Annotated in this window: 19 protein-coding genes; 4 read left to right on the forward strand and 15 right to left on the reverse strand. The window is 61.6% G+C overall.

The features are described from left to right. Positions 1-45: 45 nt before the first annotated feature. The 8 genes from ACQK2G_RS11265 to rocF all read right to left on the reverse strand — a co-directional run bounded on the left by ACQK2G_RS11265 (position 46) and on the right by rocF (position 7,791). Positions 46-1,311: an MFS transporter gene (locus tag ACQK2G_RS11265; RefSeq protein WP_425405126.1), complete on the reverse strand. Its 1,266-nt coding sequence runs from the start codon at positions 1,309-1,311 to the stop codon at positions 46-48. Between the two features lie 31 nt (positions 1,312-1,342). After that, positions 1,343-1,795, reverse strand: a complete 453-nt coding sequence (locus ACQK2G_RS11270) for a hypothetical protein (protein ID WP_425405127.1) — start codon at positions 1,793-1,795, stop codon at positions 1,343-1,345. Between the two features lie 57 nt (positions 1,796-1,852). Next, positions 1,853-2,509: a hypothetical protein gene (locus ACQK2G_RS11275; RefSeq protein WP_425405128.1), complete on the reverse strand. Its 657-nt coding sequence runs from the start codon at positions 2,507-2,509 to the stop codon at positions 1,853-1,855. 118 nt (positions 2,510-2,627) lie between these two features. Further along, on the reverse strand, positions 2,628-3,785 hold the full coding sequence (locus ACQK2G_RS11280; RefSeq protein WP_425405129.1) for a mandelate racemase/muconate lactonizing enzyme family protein: 1,158 nt from the start codon (positions 3,783-3,785) through the stop codon (positions 2,628-2,630). Between the two features lie 57 nt (positions 3,786-3,842). Beyond that, positions 3,843-5,093 carry an NAD(P)/FAD-dependent oxidoreductase gene (locus tag ACQK2G_RS11285; protein ID WP_425405130.1) on the reverse strand — a complete coding sequence of 417 codons (1,251 nt, stop codon included), beginning with the start codon at positions 5,091-5,093 and terminating at the stop codon, positions 3,843-3,845. Then, on the reverse strand, positions 5,093-5,416 hold the full coding sequence (locus ACQK2G_RS11290; protein ID WP_425405131.1) for a 2Fe-2S iron-sulfur cluster-binding protein: 324 nt from the start codon (positions 5,414-5,416) through the stop codon (positions 5,093-5,095). Before ACQK2G_RS11290 ends, ACQK2G_RS11285 begins: the two co-directional genes overlap by 1 nt. A gap of 123 nt (positions 5,417-5,539) precedes the next feature. Further along, positions 5,540-6,772, reverse strand: coding sequence for an ornithine--oxo-acid transaminase (gene rocD, locus ACQK2G_RS11295; RefSeq protein WP_425405132.1), 1,233 nt, complete (start codon positions 6,770-6,772; stop codon positions 5,540-5,542). Positions 6,773-6,816: 44 nt separating this feature from the next. Continuing rightward, positions 6,817-7,791 carry an arginase gene (rocF, locus tag ACQK2G_RS11300; protein WP_425405133.1) on the reverse strand — a complete coding sequence of 325 codons (975 nt, stop codon included), beginning with the start codon at positions 7,789-7,791 and terminating at the stop codon, positions 6,817-6,819. A 127-nt stretch (positions 7,792-7,918) separates the two neighbouring features. Here rocF and ACQK2G_RS11305 point away from each other — a divergent pair, with 127 nt between their 5' ends. From ACQK2G_RS11305 to ACQK2G_RS11315, 3 genes are all read left to right on the forward strand, one after another. Continuing rightward, complete coding sequence (locus tag ACQK2G_RS11305) at positions 7,919-8,341, forward strand: Lrp/AsnC family transcriptional regulator (RefSeq protein ID WP_425405134.1); 423 nt, start codon at positions 7,919-7,921, stop codon at positions 8,339-8,341. Between the two features lie 95 nt (positions 8,342-8,436). Beyond that, the gene (gene glyA / locus ACQK2G_RS11310; protein WP_425405135.1) at positions 8,437-9,753 is read left to right on the forward strand and encodes a serine hydroxymethyltransferase; all 1,317 of its coding nucleotides are present in this window, start codon (positions 8,437-8,439) and stop codon (positions 9,751-9,753) included. An 80-nt stretch (positions 9,754-9,833) separates the two neighbouring features. Further along, positions 9,834-10,280, forward strand: coding sequence for a hypothetical protein (locus tag ACQK2G_RS11315; RefSeq protein WP_425405136.1), 447 nt, complete (start codon positions 9,834-9,836; stop codon positions 10,278-10,280). 39 nt (positions 10,281-10,319) lie between these two features. Here the strand turns inward: ACQK2G_RS11315 and ACQK2G_RS11320 are convergent, their stop codons facing one another. The 6 genes from ACQK2G_RS11320 to ACQK2G_RS11345 form a co-directional block, all read right to left on the reverse strand. After that, positions 10,320-10,760 carry a YqaA family protein gene (locus tag ACQK2G_RS11320; protein WP_425405137.1) on the reverse strand — a complete coding sequence of 147 codons (441 nt, stop codon included), beginning with the start codon at positions 10,758-10,760 and terminating at the stop codon, positions 10,320-10,322. Positions 10,761-10,853: 93 nt separating this feature from the next. Then, entirely contained in the window at positions 10,854-13,571 is a 2,718-nt protein-coding gene (locus tag ACQK2G_RS11325) for a cation-transporting P-type ATPase (RefSeq protein ID WP_425405138.1), read from the reverse strand. Between the two features lie 119 nt (positions 13,572-13,690). After that, positions 13,691-13,996 (reverse strand): AtuA-related protein, encoded by a 306-nt coding sequence (locus tag ACQK2G_RS11330; protein WP_425405139.1) that lies wholly within the window; start codon positions 13,994-13,996, stop codon positions 13,691-13,693. 1 nt (position 13,997) lies between these two features. Continuing rightward, complete coding sequence (locus tag ACQK2G_RS11335; protein WP_425405140.1) at positions 13,998-15,332, reverse strand: acyclic terpene utilization AtuA family protein; 1,335 nt, start codon at positions 15,330-15,332, stop codon at positions 13,998-14,000. Next, entirely contained in the window at positions 15,329-17,185 is a 1,857-nt protein-coding gene (locus tag ACQK2G_RS11340) for a TRAP transporter permease (RefSeq protein WP_425405141.1), read from the reverse strand. The genes ACQK2G_RS11335 and ACQK2G_RS11340 overlap by 4 nt, the downstream gene beginning before the upstream one ends. Positions 17,186-17,207: 22 nt before the next feature. Beyond that, positions 17,208-18,179 carry a TAXI family TRAP transporter solute-binding subunit gene (locus tag ACQK2G_RS11345; protein ID WP_425405142.1) on the reverse strand — a complete coding sequence of 324 codons (972 nt, stop codon included), beginning with the start codon at positions 18,177-18,179 and terminating at the stop codon, positions 17,208-17,210. Positions 18,180-18,278: 99 nt separating this feature from the next. Between ACQK2G_RS11345 and ACQK2G_RS11350 the strand changes: the two genes are divergently transcribed. After that, positions 18,279-19,238: a LysR family transcriptional regulator gene (locus ACQK2G_RS11350; RefSeq protein WP_425405143.1), complete on the forward strand. Its 960-nt coding sequence runs from the start codon at positions 18,279-18,281 to the stop codon at positions 19,236-19,238. 54 nt (positions 19,239-19,292) lie between these two features. On the opposite strand, the gene ACQK2G_RS11355 is transcribed toward ACQK2G_RS11350, so the two are convergent. Continuing rightward, the gene (locus ACQK2G_RS11355; RefSeq protein WP_425405144.1) at positions 19,293-20,708 is read right to left on the reverse strand and encodes a hypothetical protein; all 1,416 of its coding nucleotides are present in this window, start codon (positions 20,706-20,708) and stop codon (positions 19,293-19,295) included. Positions 20,709-20,877: the final 169 nt, after the last annotated feature.

Here is a 20,877-nt window from a genome sequence, read left to right on the forward strand (position 1 = left end):
AATTTAGGCAAGTAGAGGAATTGACCGTGCAATGCGGCGGATCGATCAGGCCAATCGGGCACCGTCCGGCCGGTAGAAACGCAGCCACAATGCGGCCAGGAAGACGACCAGTACCGGTCCGATGATCGCCATGTTCACCGCGTCCCAGCCCACCAGATTCTGCAACATGCCGGCCGACAGGCTCGCCACGCTGACCGATCCGAAGACAATGAAATCATTGAGAGCCTGAACCTTGTTCCGCTCCGTCGCCGTATAGGTGCTGGTCAGCAGCGTCGTCCCGCCGATGAACATGAAGTTCCAGCCAACGCCGAGCAGCAAAAGGCCGAGCCAGAACTCCTCGATATCGACCCCGGACAGGTTGACCGCAACACAGGCGATGTTCAGCACGGTGCCGAGCTTGATGATGTTCAGCACACCAAATCGACGAATCAGCGAGCCGGTGAAGAAACTGGGCGCGAACATGCCCAGTGCGTGCCATTGGATGACAAAGGCGGTGTCGGCCACGTCAAAGCCGCAGACCTGCATGGCAAGCGGCGTCGCGGTCATCACGAAGGACATCACCGCATAACCCAGCATGGCTGCGATCACGGCGATGACGAAAACCGGCTGCTTTACGATCTGGCCCATCGGGCGGCCGGTATCGCGACGCTCTTCGGGCGCCAAATTCGGAATTCGGATGAACTGAAGCACCACGACCGTGATCAGGCAGAGAACGATCACGACGGCATAAGACCCCGCGAACATGACCGGCGCCATGAGGTCCTGGCTCTCCCTGGCCAGGGTCGGGCCAACCACGGCGGCGACAACGCCGCCGGCCATGACCAGCGATATGGCGCGCGGGCGGAAGGCCTCACTCGCGGTTTCGGATGCCGCGAAGCGGTAATACTGCCAGAACGCATTGTGGAAGCCGATGATCAAACCGCAGACGGTGAACATCCAGAAACTGCCTTCCAGGATAGCGTAGCAGGCGAGAGCCGCCCCGCCGGCACCGATGAATTGTCCGATGGTGAAACCGACCCGGCGGCCAACCCGGCGCATGAACATCGATGCCGGGATCGTCGCCATCATGGTGCCGATGAATTGCATGCTGAGCGGCAGTGTCGCTAAACTGGCTTCCGGCAAAGTGCCGAGGAACGGCAGGGTCACCGTCGCGTTCGGATCCGCCAGCATTTTGCCCGTCAGCGCGGAGATGACCATGTTCAGGCTGGTCCCGGACATGCTCAACGCGAGGCAAACCGCCAATAGAATGACGTTGCGTTTGGTCGGGTCCGACCCAGAGAAGGCCGAAAGCTTGCCGGACAGGATAGACATGAGGCGTTTCACTTAAGCAGTTTTGAACAGGTCAGCTTCCGCGTTTTTCGTAGATGCCCTCGATCAGGACATCGACCAGGTTCTCGGACCCGATATTTTTTTCCGCTATTTTTCGGAGGCGACGCTTGATTGCCACAATACTGATCGGCTGGTCGAGAGGGGCTGCCGAAAAATAGTCGTGAAGCGATAGGTAGGTTTCTTCCTTGATCCGGGGCATGACCTGATTGGCCAATTCCTTGCCGTCCTGGTCCATGACCTGAAGCGTGATCTTCAACAGGATATACTTCTTAACCGTTCCCTGCCGAATGACGGGAATGGTCAAGGATTCGAGCTGGACCAGTTCCGGATCGGGCGGTGGCGGCGGCGGTTCGGGCTCGGCGGGTTCCTCGGTCGCGTCTTTCAGGACAAACCAATAGTAGGCCGCGCCCCCGGCGGTACCGAAAAGCAGCAATACGGGAATTATGATCAGTAGTAGCTTTTTCATATGCGCGCGCCGTCAGGCGAGACGCTTAGCATACCCGGCCCGCACCGGAAACCACCGTCACCGGGAATACCCGCTTCCCGGCGATTCACCTTCCTGCTTGCTCCAATCGATATAAACGGCCTGCCTGTTGCCGTGGCCTCTTTTCGGCAGGAACAATGCCCCCGCAATGACAAAGGCAATGCCGCCGAGTTCCATGACCCAGTTCATCCTGACATCGCCGATCTCATATCCGATGATGATGTCGAAATGGTGGAACCCTACCGCGCGCACCGCGACGAATGTCATGACCAGAAAAACGCCCAGCAAGGCGAGCCAATTGGGCCGTAGGATTTTACGGAAGACCACAGCCAGGATGACAAATCCGCAAGCGGTCGCGCCCATCATCCCGTAAATGAATTGCCTTTGGAATCCGCGTCTCTCGTCGTACCAGCCGTTGATCTTGGCGTGGCAGCGCCCGATTGCCGTGAACAGGGACTGCAAGTCCAACTGCTTGTTCACCGCCAGGAACAGGAACAGGACCGCCAGCGCGATCCAGAAGAAACGCTGCATGGCCACGGTTTCATCCGAATAGATGTGCTTCGCCTTCATTGCCGCGCGCACCGCCAGAAGGGAGGCCAAGGCATAGGCGGCGACCGTCACCCAGCCCATGATATGCGGATCGCCGATCTTCGGCGACCAGCTCGCGAAGGTGCAGGCTTGGATTTCCTCTAACATGAACCGAACTCGTCTTTGCCCGGCCAGGACCAGGACTTCCCCCAGGAGACCAATTCAGGCCCATCCGTGGGTATCATGGTGCGCATTTCTTCGGTCAAATGCAATCCGCGAGCGTCGATTACGCCACCCGGTATCGCTCCAAGGCCTCCCAGTTCACGGTGACGCCCAGGCCGGGGCGCATGGGCGGCTTCGCCTTTCCGTCCTGTCGTTTGACCTGCCCGAAGATATCCAGCGGTTCCTCCAGGATTTCGTCGCGGAAATGGCTGATCGTCGAATCGAATTCCAGCATCGGACTTTGCGGGAACAATCCGCCCGGCAGGTCCTGCTGGGCGCACAACAGGTGCAGTGTCATCGCCACGCTGACGTCGGATCCCCAGCAATGGTTCATGCAGGGTACGAAATGCGTATGCGCCAGCGCCAATACGTTCAGATATTCCGTGATCCCGCCCAAGCCGCAGACTTCCGGCTGAACGATATCGACGCAGCGCTTCTCGATCAGGTCGCGGAAACCCCAGCGCGTGAACTCCGCCTCCCCGCCCGAGACCGGCGTCTTCAGGGCCTGGCACAGATCGCGATAGCCCTGATGGTCCTCATTGGCGACCGGTTCCTCGAACCAGGCGATGTCCATCTCGTCCATCGCCGCCCCGACATACATCGCGTCCTTGAAGGCATAGGCATGGTTCGCGTCGACGCCGAGGCCCATCTCCTCGGGGATGGCATTGCGGACGGCCTCTATCAGTTTGACGTCCTTCTTCGGCCCCATGCCGATCTTCATCTTGGTGCATTTGAAACCCATATCGGCAATAGCGGCGGCTTCATCGGCGAAGGAGGCCTCAAGGTCCTCCTCCTCCCGCAGCATCATGCCGTATCCATAGACCGTGACCTCTTCCCGGCAGGGGCCGCCGAGCAGCTTCACCAGCGGCAGGCCCGTCGCCTGACCGGCGATGTCCCACAAGGCGATGTCGATCGCCGATTGCGCCTGCAGCGGCATGCCCTTCTGGCCGTGATCGCGCAACGCATTGTAGACTTTGTGCCAAAGATACTGCCGGGCGAGCGGATCTTCGCCCAGCAACATGGGTTGGATCACCTGTTCAACGATCGCCTTGTTGCCGAGCGCGACATTGCCCGCGCCGAAGACCTCACCGACGCCGACCAGGCCTTCATCGGTTTCCACGCGCACCAAATGACAGGACCGGCGTGTGAACCAGGCCTGGCTGTAGCCCATCTTTGGCATGTCGTGGCCGTATACACGGCTTTCGATTTTGGTGATCTTCACCTGTCCGCCTCCCCTTCTCTTTTCTTGCTATCGGTCGGCGGAACGGTTGGATGTTCCCTAGCCGGCCTTGCGCGCAGCCTTGACCAATTCCTTCAGGGCGAGCCCCTCGTCCCCCGCTTCCGCCTGCGTCAGGGCATAGCCCGCATCCAGCAAGCGGCGACTGGCGATATGGTTGGACGGCTGGTTCACGGTGTCGGTCCCCAGCCATTTGTCGCCCTTGAAGTAGAACACCGAGAATTCCCCCGCCGCAACATCGCCGCGGATGATCTCCTTGTCATACCCGGCGGTGATGCCGGTCATCTGAAGTTTCAGGTCGAACTGATCGGACCAGAACCAGGGCGCGGCGTCATACGGTTTCTTTTCTCCGGCCACAGTGGCGCCGGCCGTTCGCGCCTGATCGGTCGCGTTCTGCACGGATTCAAGGCGCAGCGGCCCATCGTAGAAGCGGCCTTCGAACTGGGCGCAATCCCCCACGGCAAGGATATCCGGGTCGTTGGTCTGGGTGAATTGATCGACGATGATTCCGTTGGCGCAATCGATCCCGGCCTCGGCCGCGATTTCCTGATTCGGCAATACGCCGATCCCGACGATCACAAGATCCGCCGCAAGAACTTCCCCGCCGCCAAGCACGACACCGGTGACATGACCGTTCTCGCCGGCAAGGCTTTCGACCCCGGTCGACAGACGCAAATCGATTCCCTGTTCGCGGTGATGGTCGGCGAAATAACCGCTGACCGTCTTCCCGACGCCGCGCGCCATGAGACGGTCGGCCAGCTCGACAACGGCAACGTCGCGCCCCATGGTCTTCAGGGCGGCGGCGCCTTCCAGGCCGATGAACCCGCCGCCGATGACGACGACCGATTTCACCCGATCCAGTTCGGCCATGATCGCATCGATATCGGACAGCGTTCGAATATAGTGAACACCGCCGAGTTCCGCGCCGGGAACGGTGAGCGGACGGACCCGGGTGCCGGTTGCGATCACCAGCTTCCGATATGGCAGGACCGTCCCGTTGTCGCAGGTGACCGTGTGCCCTGCCCGGTCGATCGTGGTGGCGGCGACACCGAGCCGCATATCAATGCCCTGATCTTCATAGAAACCGGCCGGACGGAAAAGCAGCGCTTCGCGCGGCTGCTTGCCCATCAGATAGGCTTTCGACAAGGGCGGGCGTTGATAGGGCAGTTCGCGTTCGTCGCTCAGCACCGTGATCGGGCCTTCGAAACCGGCGCCACGCGCTGCGATCGCCACTTGGTGTCCGGCATGGGACCCGCCGATGACGACAAGGCCCGCTGTTTCGTCCGCCGCCATCAGATCTGGGTTTCCGGCATTTCGACGACGATTCCGTCCAGCGCGTCGCTCATCTCGATCTGGCAGCTGAGGCGGCTATTCGGCTTCCGCTCGGCAGCCGTATCATCCAGCATCTCGTCTTCCAGCACCTGCACTTTCGGGAGCTTGTCGAGCCAGGCTTCGTCCACATAAACGTGGCACGTAGCGCACATGCAGGACCCGCCGCATTCCGCCTCGATGCCTTCGACGCCATTCGTCAACGCCCCCAGCATCAAACTGGTCCCTGCCCGGACATCAACCGTTTCCTCGGACCCGTCATGTTGCCTGTAGATAACCTTGGGCATCGCCTTATCCCCTGATCAAAAGAAACTCAGTTCGGTTCGCTAACAAATCGCGGCGCGAAGGGCAATTACTCCGTGGCGTCATCCGGGTTCCAGGACCTGTTCCCGCATGTCAGGGAACGAAACTCAGTCGAGCGCGGTGAGAACGGATTCGAACTGCTCCAGGCACCAGTCGACCTGCCCGCGGTCGATCACCAATGGCGGTGCGATGCGGATCGAATGCTCATGCGTGTCCTTGCAGAGGATTCCCTTGTCCTTCAAAGCCTCGCAATAGCGCCGCGCGCCGCCAGCTTCCGGATCCAGTTCGACGGCGATCATCAATCCGCGGCCGCGTACCTCACGCACCGCATTGGCGCGAATGCCTTCCAGGCTTTCCTTGAGATAGGCCCCCTGCTTGGCGGAGTTCTCGATCATTCCCTCCTCGACAAGGACCCGCATGGCGGTGCGCGCAATGGCGCAGGCCAACGGGTTGCCGCCGAAGGTGGACCCGTGCTGCCCAGGCTGCAAAACGCCGAGGACGTCACTGTTAGAGAGTACGGCCGAGACCGGATAGAACCCACCCGACAGGGCCTTCCCGACCAAGGTCACATCCGCCACAATCCCCTCATGCTCTTCGGCGAGCAGTTTGCCGGTCCGACCCAGGCCCGTCTGAATTTCATCGAGGATCAGCGTGATGTTGCGTTCGGTGCAGATCTCGCGGACCTGCCGCAGGTAACCCTCGGGCGGGATGATGACGCCGGCTTCGCCCTGGATCGGTTCGACCAGGAAGGCGACGGTATTGTCTGTGATCGCCGCCTTGAACGCCTCGATGTCTCCGAACGCGGCGACCCTGAAGCCGGGCGCAAAGGGACCGAATCCGCCGCGAGCCACGGGATCGGTGGAAAACCCGACCACCCCCAGCGTACGGCCGTGGAAATTGTTTGAGCAGACGATAATCTCCGCCTTGTCCTCGGGCACGCCCTTTACTTCATAGCCCCATTTCCGGACCGCCTTGATGGCGCTTTCCACCGCTTCCGCACCGGAATTCATCGGCAGAACCTTGTGGGACCCGGTCAGTTCCGCGATTTCCTCGTAAAAAGGCGCCAGTTGATCGTTCCGGAAGGCGCGCGAGGTCAGCGTCAGCTTTCCGGCCTGTTCGACCATGGTTTCCAGAATCTTCGGATGGCAGTGGCCCTGGTTCACCGCCGAATAGGCGGACAGGCAATCCAGATACCGGTTACCGTCCACGTCCCACAGATACACCCCTTCGCCGCGGCTGAGCACGACATCGATCGGCTTGTAGTTATGCGCGCCGAGAAGCTTTTCCGTCCGGATCAATTGGTCTGCGACGCCGGTTTCCTGCATGGCTGCGGAAGGCATGATACTCTCCTACTCTGACTGAATTTACCGCGCGTTTGGATCGATCAGGCCGCGTAGGTCCAATCTGGGCCCTGCATGCGGTTAACGTCCTGCGGGGCGCGGTCGATGATCTTCTTGCCGAACAAACTGGTGACCAGATCGACGAGCAGAAGAGAGGTCTTCCCACGCTCGTCCAGGAAGGGGTTCAACTCCGCCAGATCCATCGAGGTGACCAATTCGGAATCGCTCAGCATCTCCATGATCAGATGCGCTTCGCGATAGGTCGCGCCGCCCGGCACGGTGGTACCGACCGCCGGCGCGATCGAAGGATCGAGAAAATCGACATCCAGGCTGACATGCAGCATGGCGTCGCGCATCTCCACCTCTTCCAAGATACCGCCGATCAGATAGGAAACCCCCTTCTCGTCGATCAGGCGCATATCCATCACCGATACGCCGCGGCGGGACAGCAACTGCCGTTCCATCCGGTCGACCGAGCGGATGCCGAACAGATGAAAATCGGCGGGCGCGACGCCCACCCGGTCCATACCCTCGAAGACGAATTCCATGCCCGGCTCGCCGCACAGGCCGGCGACCGGCATGCCGTGAATGTTCCCGCTGGGTGTGGTTTCGGGCGTGTTGTAATCGGAATGCGCATCGAGCCACAGAACGACAAGATCGCGTTCCTGATCGCGCGCACGCCGCGCCATCGCATTGATCGTCCCCAGGGCCATGCTGTGATCCCCGCCCATGAAGATCGGGAATTTGTTTCCTTGCGAGATTTCATAGGCTTTCGCGTCGGCGGCCCTGGACCAGGCCGTAACCTCGAGGGTTCGGTTCGGCTGCGGCGCGATGACGACATCGCCCGCATCCTCGACCTGATGTCCCAGGTCCCGCAGCGATTCGGCCAGCCCGGCGGTACGCAGCGCCGCCGGCCCCATCGCGCAACCGCGCAACTGCGTGCCCGCCTGAATGGGCAGACCGAGCAGCACGATGTCCGCTGCGCTCTGTTCCGCCCCGGATTGGATGTCGGCTGTCATGGGTATTTCCTCTCGGCAATGCTCATACAGCATTTGTACGACAGGGATATGACGGCATATAGTCGGATAATTGTGCATTTTTTCTATCAAACTGACCAAATTGACGATCAATAATAGGCATATTGGCATGGATGATCTGGACAACGCCTTGATATCGCTCTTGCGCGCGGATGCCCGCAGTCCCGTCTCCAGCTTGGCGCAGCGCCTGAACGTATCGCGCGCGACGGTAAAGGCGCGGATCGACAGATTGGTCGAAACGGGCGTGATCCAGGGCTTCACGATTACGACCGGGACCGAGGCGCCGAGCGGCGTGCGCTCGATCATGATGGTCGAGGTCGAGGGCAAGGCGGCGGAAACCGTGTTGCGGCGGTTGCGCGGTATTCCGGAGGTCAGGACGATCTATGCGACCAACGGGCGTTGGGACATCGTCGCGGAACTGGAAACGGCGAATCTTGCCGATTTCGACGAAGTACTTCGGCGCATCCGCCTGATTGACGGAATCGCCGCAACGGAGACCAGTATTCTCCTCGCTTCGCACAAACGGACTTGATGCCACGAATAAGAACAATCCGGTTGGGCACGGCCCTTGGCGGCGTGTAGGCTGACCGACCGAGACAACACCTTCTATTTCGACAGGATTTGCCCGTGACTAGACTGACGCGCCGCGGCTGGGTGCCGGCGGAAACAGAGGATTTCGTGATCGCTGTGGCCTCCGAGGCGGCTGTGCTCGACGCAGATGCGCAGGAAGCCGAAATCGACCGGTTGGTCGCCTGGAACCGCGACATCCATGACCGTGACTGCATCAACCTGAATCCGGCCACCAATGTCATGAACCCGAAAGCGGAAGCCGTCTTGTCCTCGGGCATCGGCTCCCGCCCCTCGCTCGGCTATCCCGGCGACAAATACGAGATGGGCCTCGAAGCGATCGAACGGATAGAGGTCATCGCCGCCGAAATCGCCGCAGAGGTTTTCAACGCCGGTTTCGCGGAGATCCGAGTTGCCTCCGGCGCGCTGTCGAACCTCTACGCTTTCATGGCGACCTGCGCGCCGGGTGACGACATCATCGTTCCTGCCGCCGTCATCGGCGGTCATGTCACTCATCACGCGCCCGGGGCCGCGGGTCTTTACGGCCTGAACATCCATGCCGCGCCCGTCGATCCCGCGCGTTACACGGTCGATCTGGACGCGCTAGGACGTTTGGCACGACAGGTCCGTCCCAAGCTGATCACGATCGGCGGCAGTTTGAACCTGCATCCGCATCCGGTCGCCGAGATCCGGGCCATCTGCGACGAGGTCGGGGCTTACCTGTTGTTCGACGCGGCGCATCTTTGCGGCATGATCGCCGGCAAGGCATGGCCCAATCCATTGGATGAAGGCGCGCATCTGATGACGATGAGCACCTATAAGAGCCTGGGCGGCCCGGCCGGCGGCCTGATCGTCACGAACGACGCGGTACTGGCGGAACGCTTGGACAAGATCGCCTTTCCCGGTCTGACGGCGAATTTCGACGCCGCGAAATCGGCCGCGCTCGCCCTCTCCCTGCTGGATTGGAAGCAATTTGGCGAGGCCTATGCCGAAACCATGGTCGACACCGCGGCCGCCCTTGCAGCCGCGTTGCAGAAACGCGGCCTGCCAGTCTTCACCGCGGGTAATCAAGCAACAGCCTCCCACCAGTTCGCCATCGAAGCGGCAGCTTTCGGCGGCGGCCAGGCCGCGGCCAAGAAATTGCGCCAGGCCAATATCCTGACCTGCGGAATTGGCCTGCCCATAGACCCGGTGCCCGGCGACATGAACGGGTTGCGCTTCGGCACGCCGGAAATCGTTCGCTGGGGCATGACGGTCGCGGATATGGATCCGCTGGCCGATCTTATCAAACGCGGGTTGGAAGATCCTGCGGCCACCGTCGACGACGCGACGGCCTTCCGCCATCGCTTTCAGGATCTGCATTACATTAGAAAATAGCGAAAAGAGTCTCCGGCCGCCTTTGCCCGTCGGAAGAAATCGTTATCCTGGCCGCACTGGCATCACAGTGGACGGGTGGGATGAACCATCAGCAGGTCTTGAAATCGGCTTTGGCGGGATTGCCGGCGGAAAAAGCCGGCTATTTCGTCGAACTCGGGGCTTTCATCGACGAGACCCCGGCTTTCGAGGAATACAAGCATTGGATGTTCCTGCTGCTCGCCAAAGGCTGCGAACTGATCCCGCCGGTGCTTGAAAAGAAGGTAATGGCCGCCGAACTGTCAGGTTTCGTTCGACAGCGCATCATGCGCATTCAGCAGGCCGCCTATAGCCGTGACTACATCCTTAGCAACGGCGCTCCGATCGCCGAAATCGCGACGGAATTCGCCAGCATGGTCTCGGAGACCGCACTGAAGGCCTATTCAGAAGGAAAGCTGAAGAGCGACGAGCCGGAGGTCATCGTCTATCGCTGGCCCTACGACGATGTCGACGCATTCCCCTATGAGGACCTGGACGACCTCGACGACTGAACCCCGTGCATACGGACGATCGATACAAAGTGAAGAGCACTAGAGCTGGATCAATCCCTCGGTCACCAAAGCCAGGAATATGTATCGGCCGAACTTGGCGATGGTGACGATGATTACGAAATCCAGAAGCCTTTCACGCATCAATCCCGCGACAATGGTCAGCGGGTCGCCGATGAAGGGCGCCCAACTCATCAGCAGCGACCATTTGCCATAGCGGTGGTACCAATGCTGGGCGCGGTCCAGGGCCTTCTGTTTGGCGGGGAACCAGGGCCGGTCCCGAAACCGTTCTATCCAGGTCCCCAGAAACCAGTTCACGACGGCACCGAGCGTGTTGCCGACCCCTGCGACGAGCACCAGGAGCCACGGCACATAGTCTGCCGCCTGCATGCCGACAAAGACGATCTCGGACTGGATAGGCAGGACGGTCGCCGCCCCAAAGGCAGAAAGAAAGAGACCGCCATACGCCAGTATTTCATTCATGACGCAGGCATTCCGATCCGCTCAACCGTGTTCCGACGCGATGTGCCGGGACGCTATCGCCCGGGCCTGCGTCGCGCAAGGGATGCTTTGCCCCTATTCCGTCCCACGCCACCGCAGGCCGTGACGCAGCCGTTTTTCGATTTCAAGGACCGCGAACAAGGCAAAGCCCATGCCGAAGATCATGACGGTCTCTTTCAGGGGCATCGCTTCAGTTTCGAAGACGGCCTGAAGCGGCGGCAGGTACGTCATCGCCGCCTGCGCCAACGTGACCGTGGCGACGGTTATCCAGACCACATTGGTTGCGCGGAGCGTCCGCCAGCCCAGACGCTCTCCATACATGTTGCGTATGAAGAACAGCTGGAACGCTTCCATTACTACCAACGTGTTGACCGCAAGGGTCCGGGCCAGTTCCAGGGAATGCCCCTGTTCGATGGCATAAAAGTAGATCCCGAAAACGCCGATGATGAACAATATGGAGACCAGCACGATGTGCCAGGCCAAGTCCCCGGTCAGCAAGGGCTGGTTCCGCGGCCTGGGCCGCCGCAGCATGGTATTGCCCTCGGTCGGGTCGAAAGCGAGCGCGATCCCGAGTGTCGTAACGGTGATCAGGTTGATCCACAGGATTTGAATGGGCGTCACGGGCAGGGTCATGCCGAGCAACAGGGCGACGATGATCGTCATCGCCTCGCCGGTGCTGGTCGGCAGCGTCCAACTGATGACCTTCTTGATATTGTCGTAGACGGTCCGCCCCTCCCGCACCGCCGCAACGATGGATGCGAAATTGTCATCCGCGAGGACGAGATCCGCGGCTTCCTTGGCCGCCTCGCTACCCTTCCTGCCCATCGCGATCCCCGCATCGGCCCGCTTCAGGGCCGGTGCGTCGTTCACGCCATCACCGGTCATGGCGACCGTCATGCCGTGGGATTGCAGCGCCATGACAAGGCGCAGTTTGTCCTCCGGGCTGGTCCGGGCGAAGACATCGGTTTCCAGCACCGCCGCGGCGAGGGCATCATCGTCCATCCGTTCCAGGTCTGCGCCGGTCAGGACGGCGTCCGGGTGGTCCAGGCCGATCTGGCGACCAATGGCCATGGCGGTTCCCTTGTGATCGCCGGTGATCATCTTCACGCCGATCCCGGCCCCGCGGCATTCCGCCACCGCCGCCTTGGACTCGCTGCGCGGCGGATCGATGAAACCGACAAGGCCGAGCAGTGTCAGCGGGCCTTCCACATCGGCGAATTCCAGCACGGTGTGGGACTGATCCGCATCCCGCACGGCGATCGCCAGCACACGTTCCCCCAGCCCGGCGATCGCCTCGGCCTTCTCATGCCAGTAGGCGGCGTCAAGCGATGTCACGCCGCCGTCGACCGTACGCTGATCGCGACACATCTCCAGGATGCGTTCCGGCGCGCCTTTCACGGAAATCACCGCATGGCCTTCCCGGTCGTGGTGGAGGGTCGCCATGAAGCGATGTTTCGCGTCGAAAGGAATGGTGTCGGTGCGTTTCCAACTCGCGACCCCCTCGGCCAGATCGAGACCGATCTTGCCGCTGAGGGCGAGCAAGGCACCTTCCATCGGGTCGCCCTCGACCGCCCAGTCGCCCTCCCTGTCATGCAGGGAGGCATCGTTGCAGAGCGCCGCGACGCGACCGATTTCCTCCAAGACCAGATGGTCGGGCCCGTCGACGCTGTCGCCGCGCAGACGAATGGTGCCCTTCGGCTCGTAGCCGTTGCCTTCCAGCAGAAACAGATGCTCCTGCGTGGCGACGGAGGCGACCATCATTTCGTTCCGGGTCAGCGTGCCGGTCTTGTCGGTGCAGATCACCGATACCGCCCCCAGCGTCTCGATCGACGGCAGGCGGCGAACAATGGCATTGCGCCGGGCCATGGCCTGCACGCCAACCGCCAGCGTGATGGTGAGGACCGCCGGCAGACCTTCCGGAATCGCGGCGACCGAAAGACCGACCACGGCCATGAATAGTTCCGCGAAATCCAGGTTGCGAACGAAATGACCGAATAGAAGCAACAGGGCCGCCACGCCCAGGATGACCACGGACAGCCACTGCGCGAAGACGTTCATCTGCCGGATCAACGGCGTGGTCAGCGTCTCCACCTTCGAGAGCATGCCGCTGATCTGGCCGATTTCCGTCGCACCGCCCGACGCGACGACGACCCCCCTCGCCAGGCCGCTGGTCACCATGGTGCCGCTGAAGGCCATGCAGGCGCGATCGCCCAGCGCCGCGTCAACGCTCACCGGGTCGACGCTCTTTTCCACCGGCACGGATTCGCCGGTCAGAATGGCTTCCTGGATTTTCAGCCCCGCGACTTCCAGCAGGCGCATATCCGCGGGCACCTTGGCCCCCGCCTCCAGCAGCACGACATCGCCCGGAACGAGTTTCTCGCCTTCCACGGTCTGACGCCGGCCATCGCGTATGACGGAAGCTTGCAGGGCCAACATGCGACGGATGGCATCCATCGCCTTTTCCGCCTTGCCTTCCTGAATGACGCCGATCACCGCATTGGCGAGCACAACCGCCAGGATGACCCCCATATCGACGAAATGGCCGAGAATGGCGGTGATCGCGGCGGATCCCAGCAACACGTAGATCAGAACGTTATGGAACTGCAGCAGCAGCCGGACCAGCAGACCGCGTTTCGCCGCTTCTGGCAGGCGGTTCAAGCCATAGGTATCAAGGCGCCGGGCCGCCTCGGCGGATGACAAGCCGCCCGAACCGACGCCAAAGCGCTCCAACGCCGCCAGAGCGTTCTCCGCATGCCACGCTTGCAGGTCATCGCTCTCGATCGGTCCTGACATCCGGCGTCCCTCAGGTAAAAATCCATGCCGGCTTCAGCCCGCCAGGGCCGTACCGCGCCGGTATGCTGTATCCTGCAAAACCGCACGGCAAGTAGTGTCTTATGAAGATTTACCGCGCCCTACTCACCAATCTCCATATCCAGGATGGTGGAGCCCAAAGCCTTGCCATGGGCATCCAGCGCGAGCGAGCGGGTGACCCCGCCGGCAAGTGCGCCGCGCAGCACGAAATTTAGGGCGTGAAGCTGCGGCAGTTCATAGCGAACCACGTCTCCGCCCATGACGGGCCCGAAATGCGCGGCCACGCGTTCAGCCGTCACCTCACTCAAGATCAGGGGCCAATCCTCGGCACGATAGGCGATGACGGAGATATTACATGTATCCCCCTTGTCGCCGGTGCGGGAATGAGCAATGTCGCGCAACTGCATCTCAGCTCTCCAACATCGTCACTGTCTGGGAGACCAGCGTCTCCGGAATAAAGGTCGAGGCGATGGCGACGACTTCCCGCGCCTGTTTGGTGACCCCGCCCCCGCCGTAAGGACCGTTGAGATAGAGGCTTTCCACCTCCTCCCCGATCCTCTGCGCATCCTCGCGGCTTTCGCAGCGGGCGGCGAACCGCACCCGGACCTCGCGCGGCGGGGCCTGGGAGACATTGCCCGGCAGCACGGAATTCACGCCGATCAACTCACCGCGGCTTTCCAGCACCTTCGGACCCAGCGCCGCCAGCCTCTGCTCGACAAGGTCGATCGCGAGGCGTCCCCGTTCCTCCGCCGCCGGTCCGGCATAGGAGATCTGCCCCTCGCCGATCCAGCCGTCCACATATCCGACAGAGACTTTCAGCAGGCCCGTCCGCTTAGCGCCCGCGGCCCCGTCTATGACGACGCGGTCCGGACCGTCATGGGTGAACGTCACTTTCGAGAAATCCGCCACCACATCGGGCTGGAAATAGGTGGAGGGATCGTGAACTTCGTAGAGCAGTTGTTCCGTACAGGTCGCGGTCGACACCACGCCGCCGCTGCCCGCCACCTTCGTGATCACCGCGCCGCCATCCGCCCGCACCTCGGCGAGCGGATAACCGATATGCAGCATATCCGGCACATCCTTGACCCCGGGATCAGCGAAATAACCGCCGGTCACCTGGGCGGCGCATTCCAGCAAATGTCCGACCAGGGTACCACGCCCGAGGGCGGACCAATCGTCACGCGCCCAACCGAATTCATGTACCAGCGGTGCAAGGAAAAGCACGGGGTCGGCGGCGCGGCCCGTGATGACGATATCGGCGCCCTGTTCCAGTGCATCCACGATCCCCTCGATCCCGGTATAGGCATTGGCCGACACCAGCTTGTTGCCGAGTTCGGAAACCGGCCGGCCATCACCGTCCAGGCGGTAATCCCCCTGCAGGATCAGGTCGAGGACGTCATCGCCCGTGACCGCGGCGATCCGCAGCCCTTTCAATCCCATCTCCCTGGCGACGCGTTGGGCCGCCTCGGCCGCGGCCTTCGGATTGGCGGCCCCCATATTGGTGATGATTTTCGTGCCCTTCGCCCGCGCCGCCGGCAGCACGGCCTTCAGGCGCCGGACGAGCATTCCGTCATAACCAGCTGACGGATCGTGCATTTTTTCTTGCTGAGCAAGTGCGATCGTACGCTCTGCAAGGCATTCGAATGCGAGGTAATCCAGTTCGCCCTTTTCCGCCAATTCGACGGCCGGTTCTATCCTGTCCCCCGCGAAACCGGCACCCGATCCGATCCTTACTGTCTTCATTGCAACACTTCCCTACGTCGACGCCCGATTAGAGTTCCACCGATCAGGATCGCGCCAGCCAGGAACGGTCCCATGGGATTCGGCCATATGGCCACCGCGATGGCCGCGCCGTACAACCCCATATCCACCAACCGCACGCCGCTGAACCGCGTGCCCGAAAGCAGTCCCGGCACGGAGACCACCAGAACCAGTCCCGATATCACCGCCTCAAAAATTGAGAGCACACCGCCGCGCATGGTCATGCCCGGATACAGAAGAAGCGTGAACGGCACGATATAGGTCACCGCCCCCAACCGTACCGCTTCGATCGCGGCGGGCAACCAATCCGTTCTGGCGATACCGGCGCCGACGAATACCGCAACGCAGACGGGCGGCGTGATGACGGAGATGGTGGCGAAATAAAAGACGAATAGATGCGCAGCCAGCGGATCGACCCCGACCGCGGTCATCGCCGGCGCCAGAACGGCCGCGACCAGAACATAGGCGGCCGTCGTCGGTAACCCCATTCCCATCACCAGGCAGACAAGCCCGACGATCAGGGAGACCAGAATGACGGAATCGCCCGCCAGCGTGACGATCAGGGACGACAGCGTGACGCCGATCCCGGTCATGTTGATCATGGAGACAAGGATCTGCGCCCCACCCAGCAACACACCGATGATCACCATGCCGCGGCCCGCATCGGCCAATCCGTCCACCACCATCCTGATCAATTCACGCGTCGGGGTCTGCCCGACACGCACCAGAACGAAAGCCAGCAGCAGGCCGCATATACCGTAGAAGGCCGCGGTTGAAATCGATCTGCCGAGCCAGATCCCGATGCCGAGCCCGCCGAGAGCACAAAGCACCGGCAGGACCCGGCGCGGCTTCACAATTTCGGCCCAGGGCGGCAGTTCATCGTCCGGCACGACGGCCAGGGATCGGCGCAAGGCGAGCATATGCACGGTAACGAAGACGGAGACATAGAACAGCACCGCCGGAATGATCGCCGCCAGGATGATGGTGAGATAGGAGACACCCAGAATTTCAGCCATTACGAAGGCGGCCGCCCCCATGATCGGCGGTGCGATCTGGCCGCCGGTCGAGGCGACGGCTTCGACCGCCGCGGCCAGCGGGGCCGGATAGCCAAGCCTTTTCATCATCGGGATGGTGAAATTACCCGTCGTCGCCACATTGGCGACGGCGGAGCCGGAGATCATACCGAACAGGCCGCTGGCAATCGTCGCGATCTTGGCGGCCCCGCCCGGCTGTCGACCGCCGAGGCGCATGGCGAGGTCCATGAAGGCCTGCCCGCCGCCGGTATGCAACAGCAGAGCCCCAAACAGGACGAAGGCGGCGATCACCGTGGCGGCGACGCCGGTCAGCATGCCCCAGACACCCAGGTCGCCCAGAAAGATCGTCTCCGTCACAAAGGCTATATCGAAACCGCGATGCTGCAGCGGACCGGGCAGATGGTTGCCGAACAGCGCGTAAGCGATTCCCGCCGACACCAGGATCGGAAAGATCGGTCCGACGGTCCGGCGGCCCAATTCGAGCAGCGCGACCACCAGTCCCGCCGTGAGGGCGATGTCCACCGTCTCCGCCCAGGGCAGGGTCGTCATGATCCTGTCGTAATGCACAACGATATAGGCGCAGGCTGCCACGGAGGCGCCGGTCAATAGGAGGTCGACCGCCGCGCCGACCGGCCGCCACTTCCTGCCCTTGCCCAAGGGATACAGCGTGAAACCCAGCGCCGTCACCAGGGCGAGGAAAACGGCGCGTTGGATCAGGCCTTCAAAGGGGCCGGTTGCCGCCGTGTAGAAGACGAAACAACCGACCAGGACGGCCAAGCCCTGCTGTACTCGCTCAAACATGATCTCAGCCGTCCCGTCCGGATCAATTGGCTGGTTTCAGCTTGGCCGGCAATTCATAGCCGTTCTCGGTGAACCATTTCGCGGCCCCCGGATGCAGCGGCACCGTCCCGTATTGCAGGGTCAGCTCCGCGAGGTTCACGCCCTTCACGCTGGCCATGGCGTTCCCCTGAACGGAGGTGTCCTCCATGATCGCCTTCACGATCTTGTAGGCATCCTCTTCGGACATTTCCGGCCCGGCGGCGACACCGACGCCGAAGCTCCAGGTCTTGTAGGCGGGAATGCCGTCCGCCGCGCCGGCCGGAATGTCGACGACGGAAATGTCCGGCATCTCGGCAATCAGCTTATCGGCCTGGGCATCGCTCAATCCCAGGATCCGGATCGGCGTTTGGGTCGCGATGTCCATGGTCGATGAATCGAGCTTCAGACCCGCGCCGGACTTCACATAGCCCGCAACGCGATTGTCCTTGATGGCGCTGACGATATCGGTGGTCGACCCGCGGACATAGTCCGCCGAAAGGCCGAGCGTCGAGAAGACGGCTTCAGTCGTCGCTTCGGTCGCGGAGCCTTTGATCCCCGGATTGAACCGTACACCGTTCAACCCCTCCAGGTTTTCAACCGACGCGTCCGCGCGGGTCACGACATTCTGCGGCGCCCCCGTATAGACCCAAAGCAGGGAGAGATTCTGCGGCCTGCCATCGAACTTTTTCGTCCCGGAAACGGCGTGTTGCACAACATTCGTGGTCACCAGGCCGAGGTCGACCTGTCCGCGTTCCATGCGGCGGATATTGTCCAGCGTCGCGCCGGTCTCGACGACGGTCGAGCTCAAGCCATCAGCCTTATCGTTGATCAACTGGCCGACGGCGACGAAGTAGCCGTAATGGCTGGACGATGCCGAGGTAGAGCCGATCAACAGATTCTTGTCCGCTGCAAACGCGGTGCCGGCAACAGAAAATGCCACGGTGGCGCCGAACAGCGCCCGGGTAATTGAATTCATGATTTCCTCCCATATTCGACCTGTAATCCAGGTTCACACGAAACGATATCCTTGAAAGTTTATTGCGTGAGTTTCGATTTATTTTATAATTGTTGCGTTATGCGCAATTATCCTGATCTACGCGACTGCCAGGCTTTCATGGCCGTCTTCCGCCATGGATCGTTTCGCCGGGCAGCGGAAGAAATCGGCCTGTCCCCTTCGGCACTGTCACGTCAAATCGTGGGGTTGGAGGAGAGCGTCGGCGCGCGCCTGTTCAACCGGGACACGCGCAACGTATCACCGACCGACCAGGGAGTGGCTTTCGCGACAATGGCAGAGCGGATGCTGAATGTCGCCGATCTGGAAATGACCGATTTCCGCGACTATCTCGCCGCCCGAAACGGCAGGCTTGTCATCGCCGGCCTGCCGTCCGTCACGGCCGGCCTGCTGCCGCGCCTGCTGACCCGGTTCAAGGCGGCGCATCCCAAGGTCGACGTGGTCGTCCTGGACGCCTTGTCGGACAGCGTCCTCCATGCCGTTGAAAACGGAGAGGCGGATATCGGCTTTACCGCCGCCACGGTGAGCCCGCGCGGTCGGCTATCCTTCCTGCGCTTGATGGAGGACCGGTTCATCGCCATCGGCACACCGGACAGCGCCCTGTCAGAAGCCCGCCCCTATTCCTGGCAGGAGATCGTGGAGATGCCCTTCATCGCGATGGCGAAGGGCACCAGCGTCCGCGAGTTGGTCGACTGGGCCTGCCAGCGGATCGGTCATCCGCTGGAACCGCAATACGAGGTGTCCCATTTGGCTACCGCTGGTGCGCTCGTCAGCGAGGGTCTGGGCGTCACCGCTTTGCCCGAACTCACGCTTCCCGTTCTGGGGAACTGGAACCTCGTTCAACGACCGATCTCGGATTTCGGAACCGAGCGGCGGATCGGCCTGATTTGGCGTGCCGGACAGATTCTCTCCCCCAGCGCCGGCGCCTTCTTGAACATGGTCCGCGGCAACATGACCGACGGGCCGGCCCAGCCGCATGGCGGCCAGCCTTCCCGCACCGATGCGGAAACCCTCAATCCCTGACTGGCGCCGGACGCGGCAGCGTCGCCGGAATGCAGGATGGAGGGTTAAACGCCCTCACAGAAACTCGAGCATCTCTTCGCGTTCTTCCGCATACACCGTATAGAAGCTGCGCTCCCATTCCTTCATCTTGAAGTCCAGATAGATATCGCGGAACTCGGCGCCGAACGTCTCGGCGACCAGCGGGTCGATCTCGAACCCTTCCAGTGCCTCCAGCAACGTGCGCGGCAAACGGCGGATGGCCCCCCCCTTCACCTTGTGAACGCCCTTGGCCGACGCCTTGCCCAGGCTTTGATAAAGGTTCTGGTTGAACGGTCTGCCCGGATCGGCGTTCTTGGCGATGCCCTCCAGGCCGGCGCTCAGGGACAAGGCGGCGGAAAGATGGAAATTGGCCGACATGTCCGGTGCGCGGTTCTCGATACAGGGGCGGCTCATCGGCAGGCGCAGCATGGCGGACCGGTTATTGTCGCCGTAACAGCGCAGCACCGGCGCCCAGCTCATGTCCGGCATGGCGCCCTGAGCCAGCAATCCCTTGTATGAGTTATGCGTCGGACAGGTAATCGCCGACAGCGCTTGGGCATGATCCAACAGCCCCGCCACGAAATGATATCCCAGATCCGGGAAAGCGATACCGTGCTTTTCCGCCAGCGCGCCCGTCCCCATCGCGTCACGATCGAACAGGTTCACGCCGGTCTCGGCATCGGCCAGCGACATATTGAAATGCGCGCCCGATCGGAAGTCGGTGGAGAACGGCTTTGGCATGAAGGAGGCCACCAATCCCATCTGGGATGCGATCGACTTTGCCATCAAGCGGAAGAAGGTGACGCGATCGGCCATGGTCAATGCATCGGCATAGTCGAAATCGGTTTCGAACTGGCCGTGCCCGCCTTCCGCGTCGAAGGAATAGACGCCCCAGCCCAGTTCGTTCATTGCGGTCACCAGCGGGTCCAGGAACACCGACCCCAGAACCGTCTGGTTGACGTCATAGGCCGGGCAAGGCCCTTTGAACCGTCGTTCCTGAACAGGTTCGATGCCGTCTTCCGTTTTGCGATAGACGTAGAACTCCGTCTCGACGCCGAGGTTGAAGACGTAGCCCTGCTTCGCGGCTTCCGCGACCGCCTTTTTCAGAATGGTACGGGAACAGTTCGCATAGGGCTCTCCGTGATAGTAAAGGTCGGCCGCAAACCAGGCGAAGCGCTTGTCCCAAGGCAGAACGGTCATGGAGCTCAAATCCGGGACGGCCGCGCATTCGTCCTGCTCGGGACCGACCAGACCCATCCCATCCATCGCCCCCACGGTGAACAGTTCGGAGCCCTTGGCCATTTTTTCGAACCGGTCGATCGGAACCGTCTTGGCCTTCGGCACGCCGTTCACGTCGACATAGGCGGCGAAGCAGTATTTGACCCCCAACTCCTCCAGTTTCCGCTTCGTTTCGGCAATCAAGGCCGGGTCATTCACACTCGCTTCGCTCATTTGGCACCCCCAAAAACAGGTTCAATGGATTTGGGGAAGTTTCAGCAAAAAGAGGGCCATTGCCGCGCCTCAGCGCCGAATAGAAGCCAAGCCGTTGATTTCTGTAGGCCGGCACATTGATCCGGACTACCCGGGTAAATGTCCATTTTTTAATCATGCCTATTTTTTG

It is taken from the genome of Hwanghaeella sp., from assembly GCF_965227365.1.
Classification (GTDB): Bacteria; Pseudomonadota; Alphaproteobacteria; order UBA8366; family Aestuariispiraceae; genus Hwanghaeella.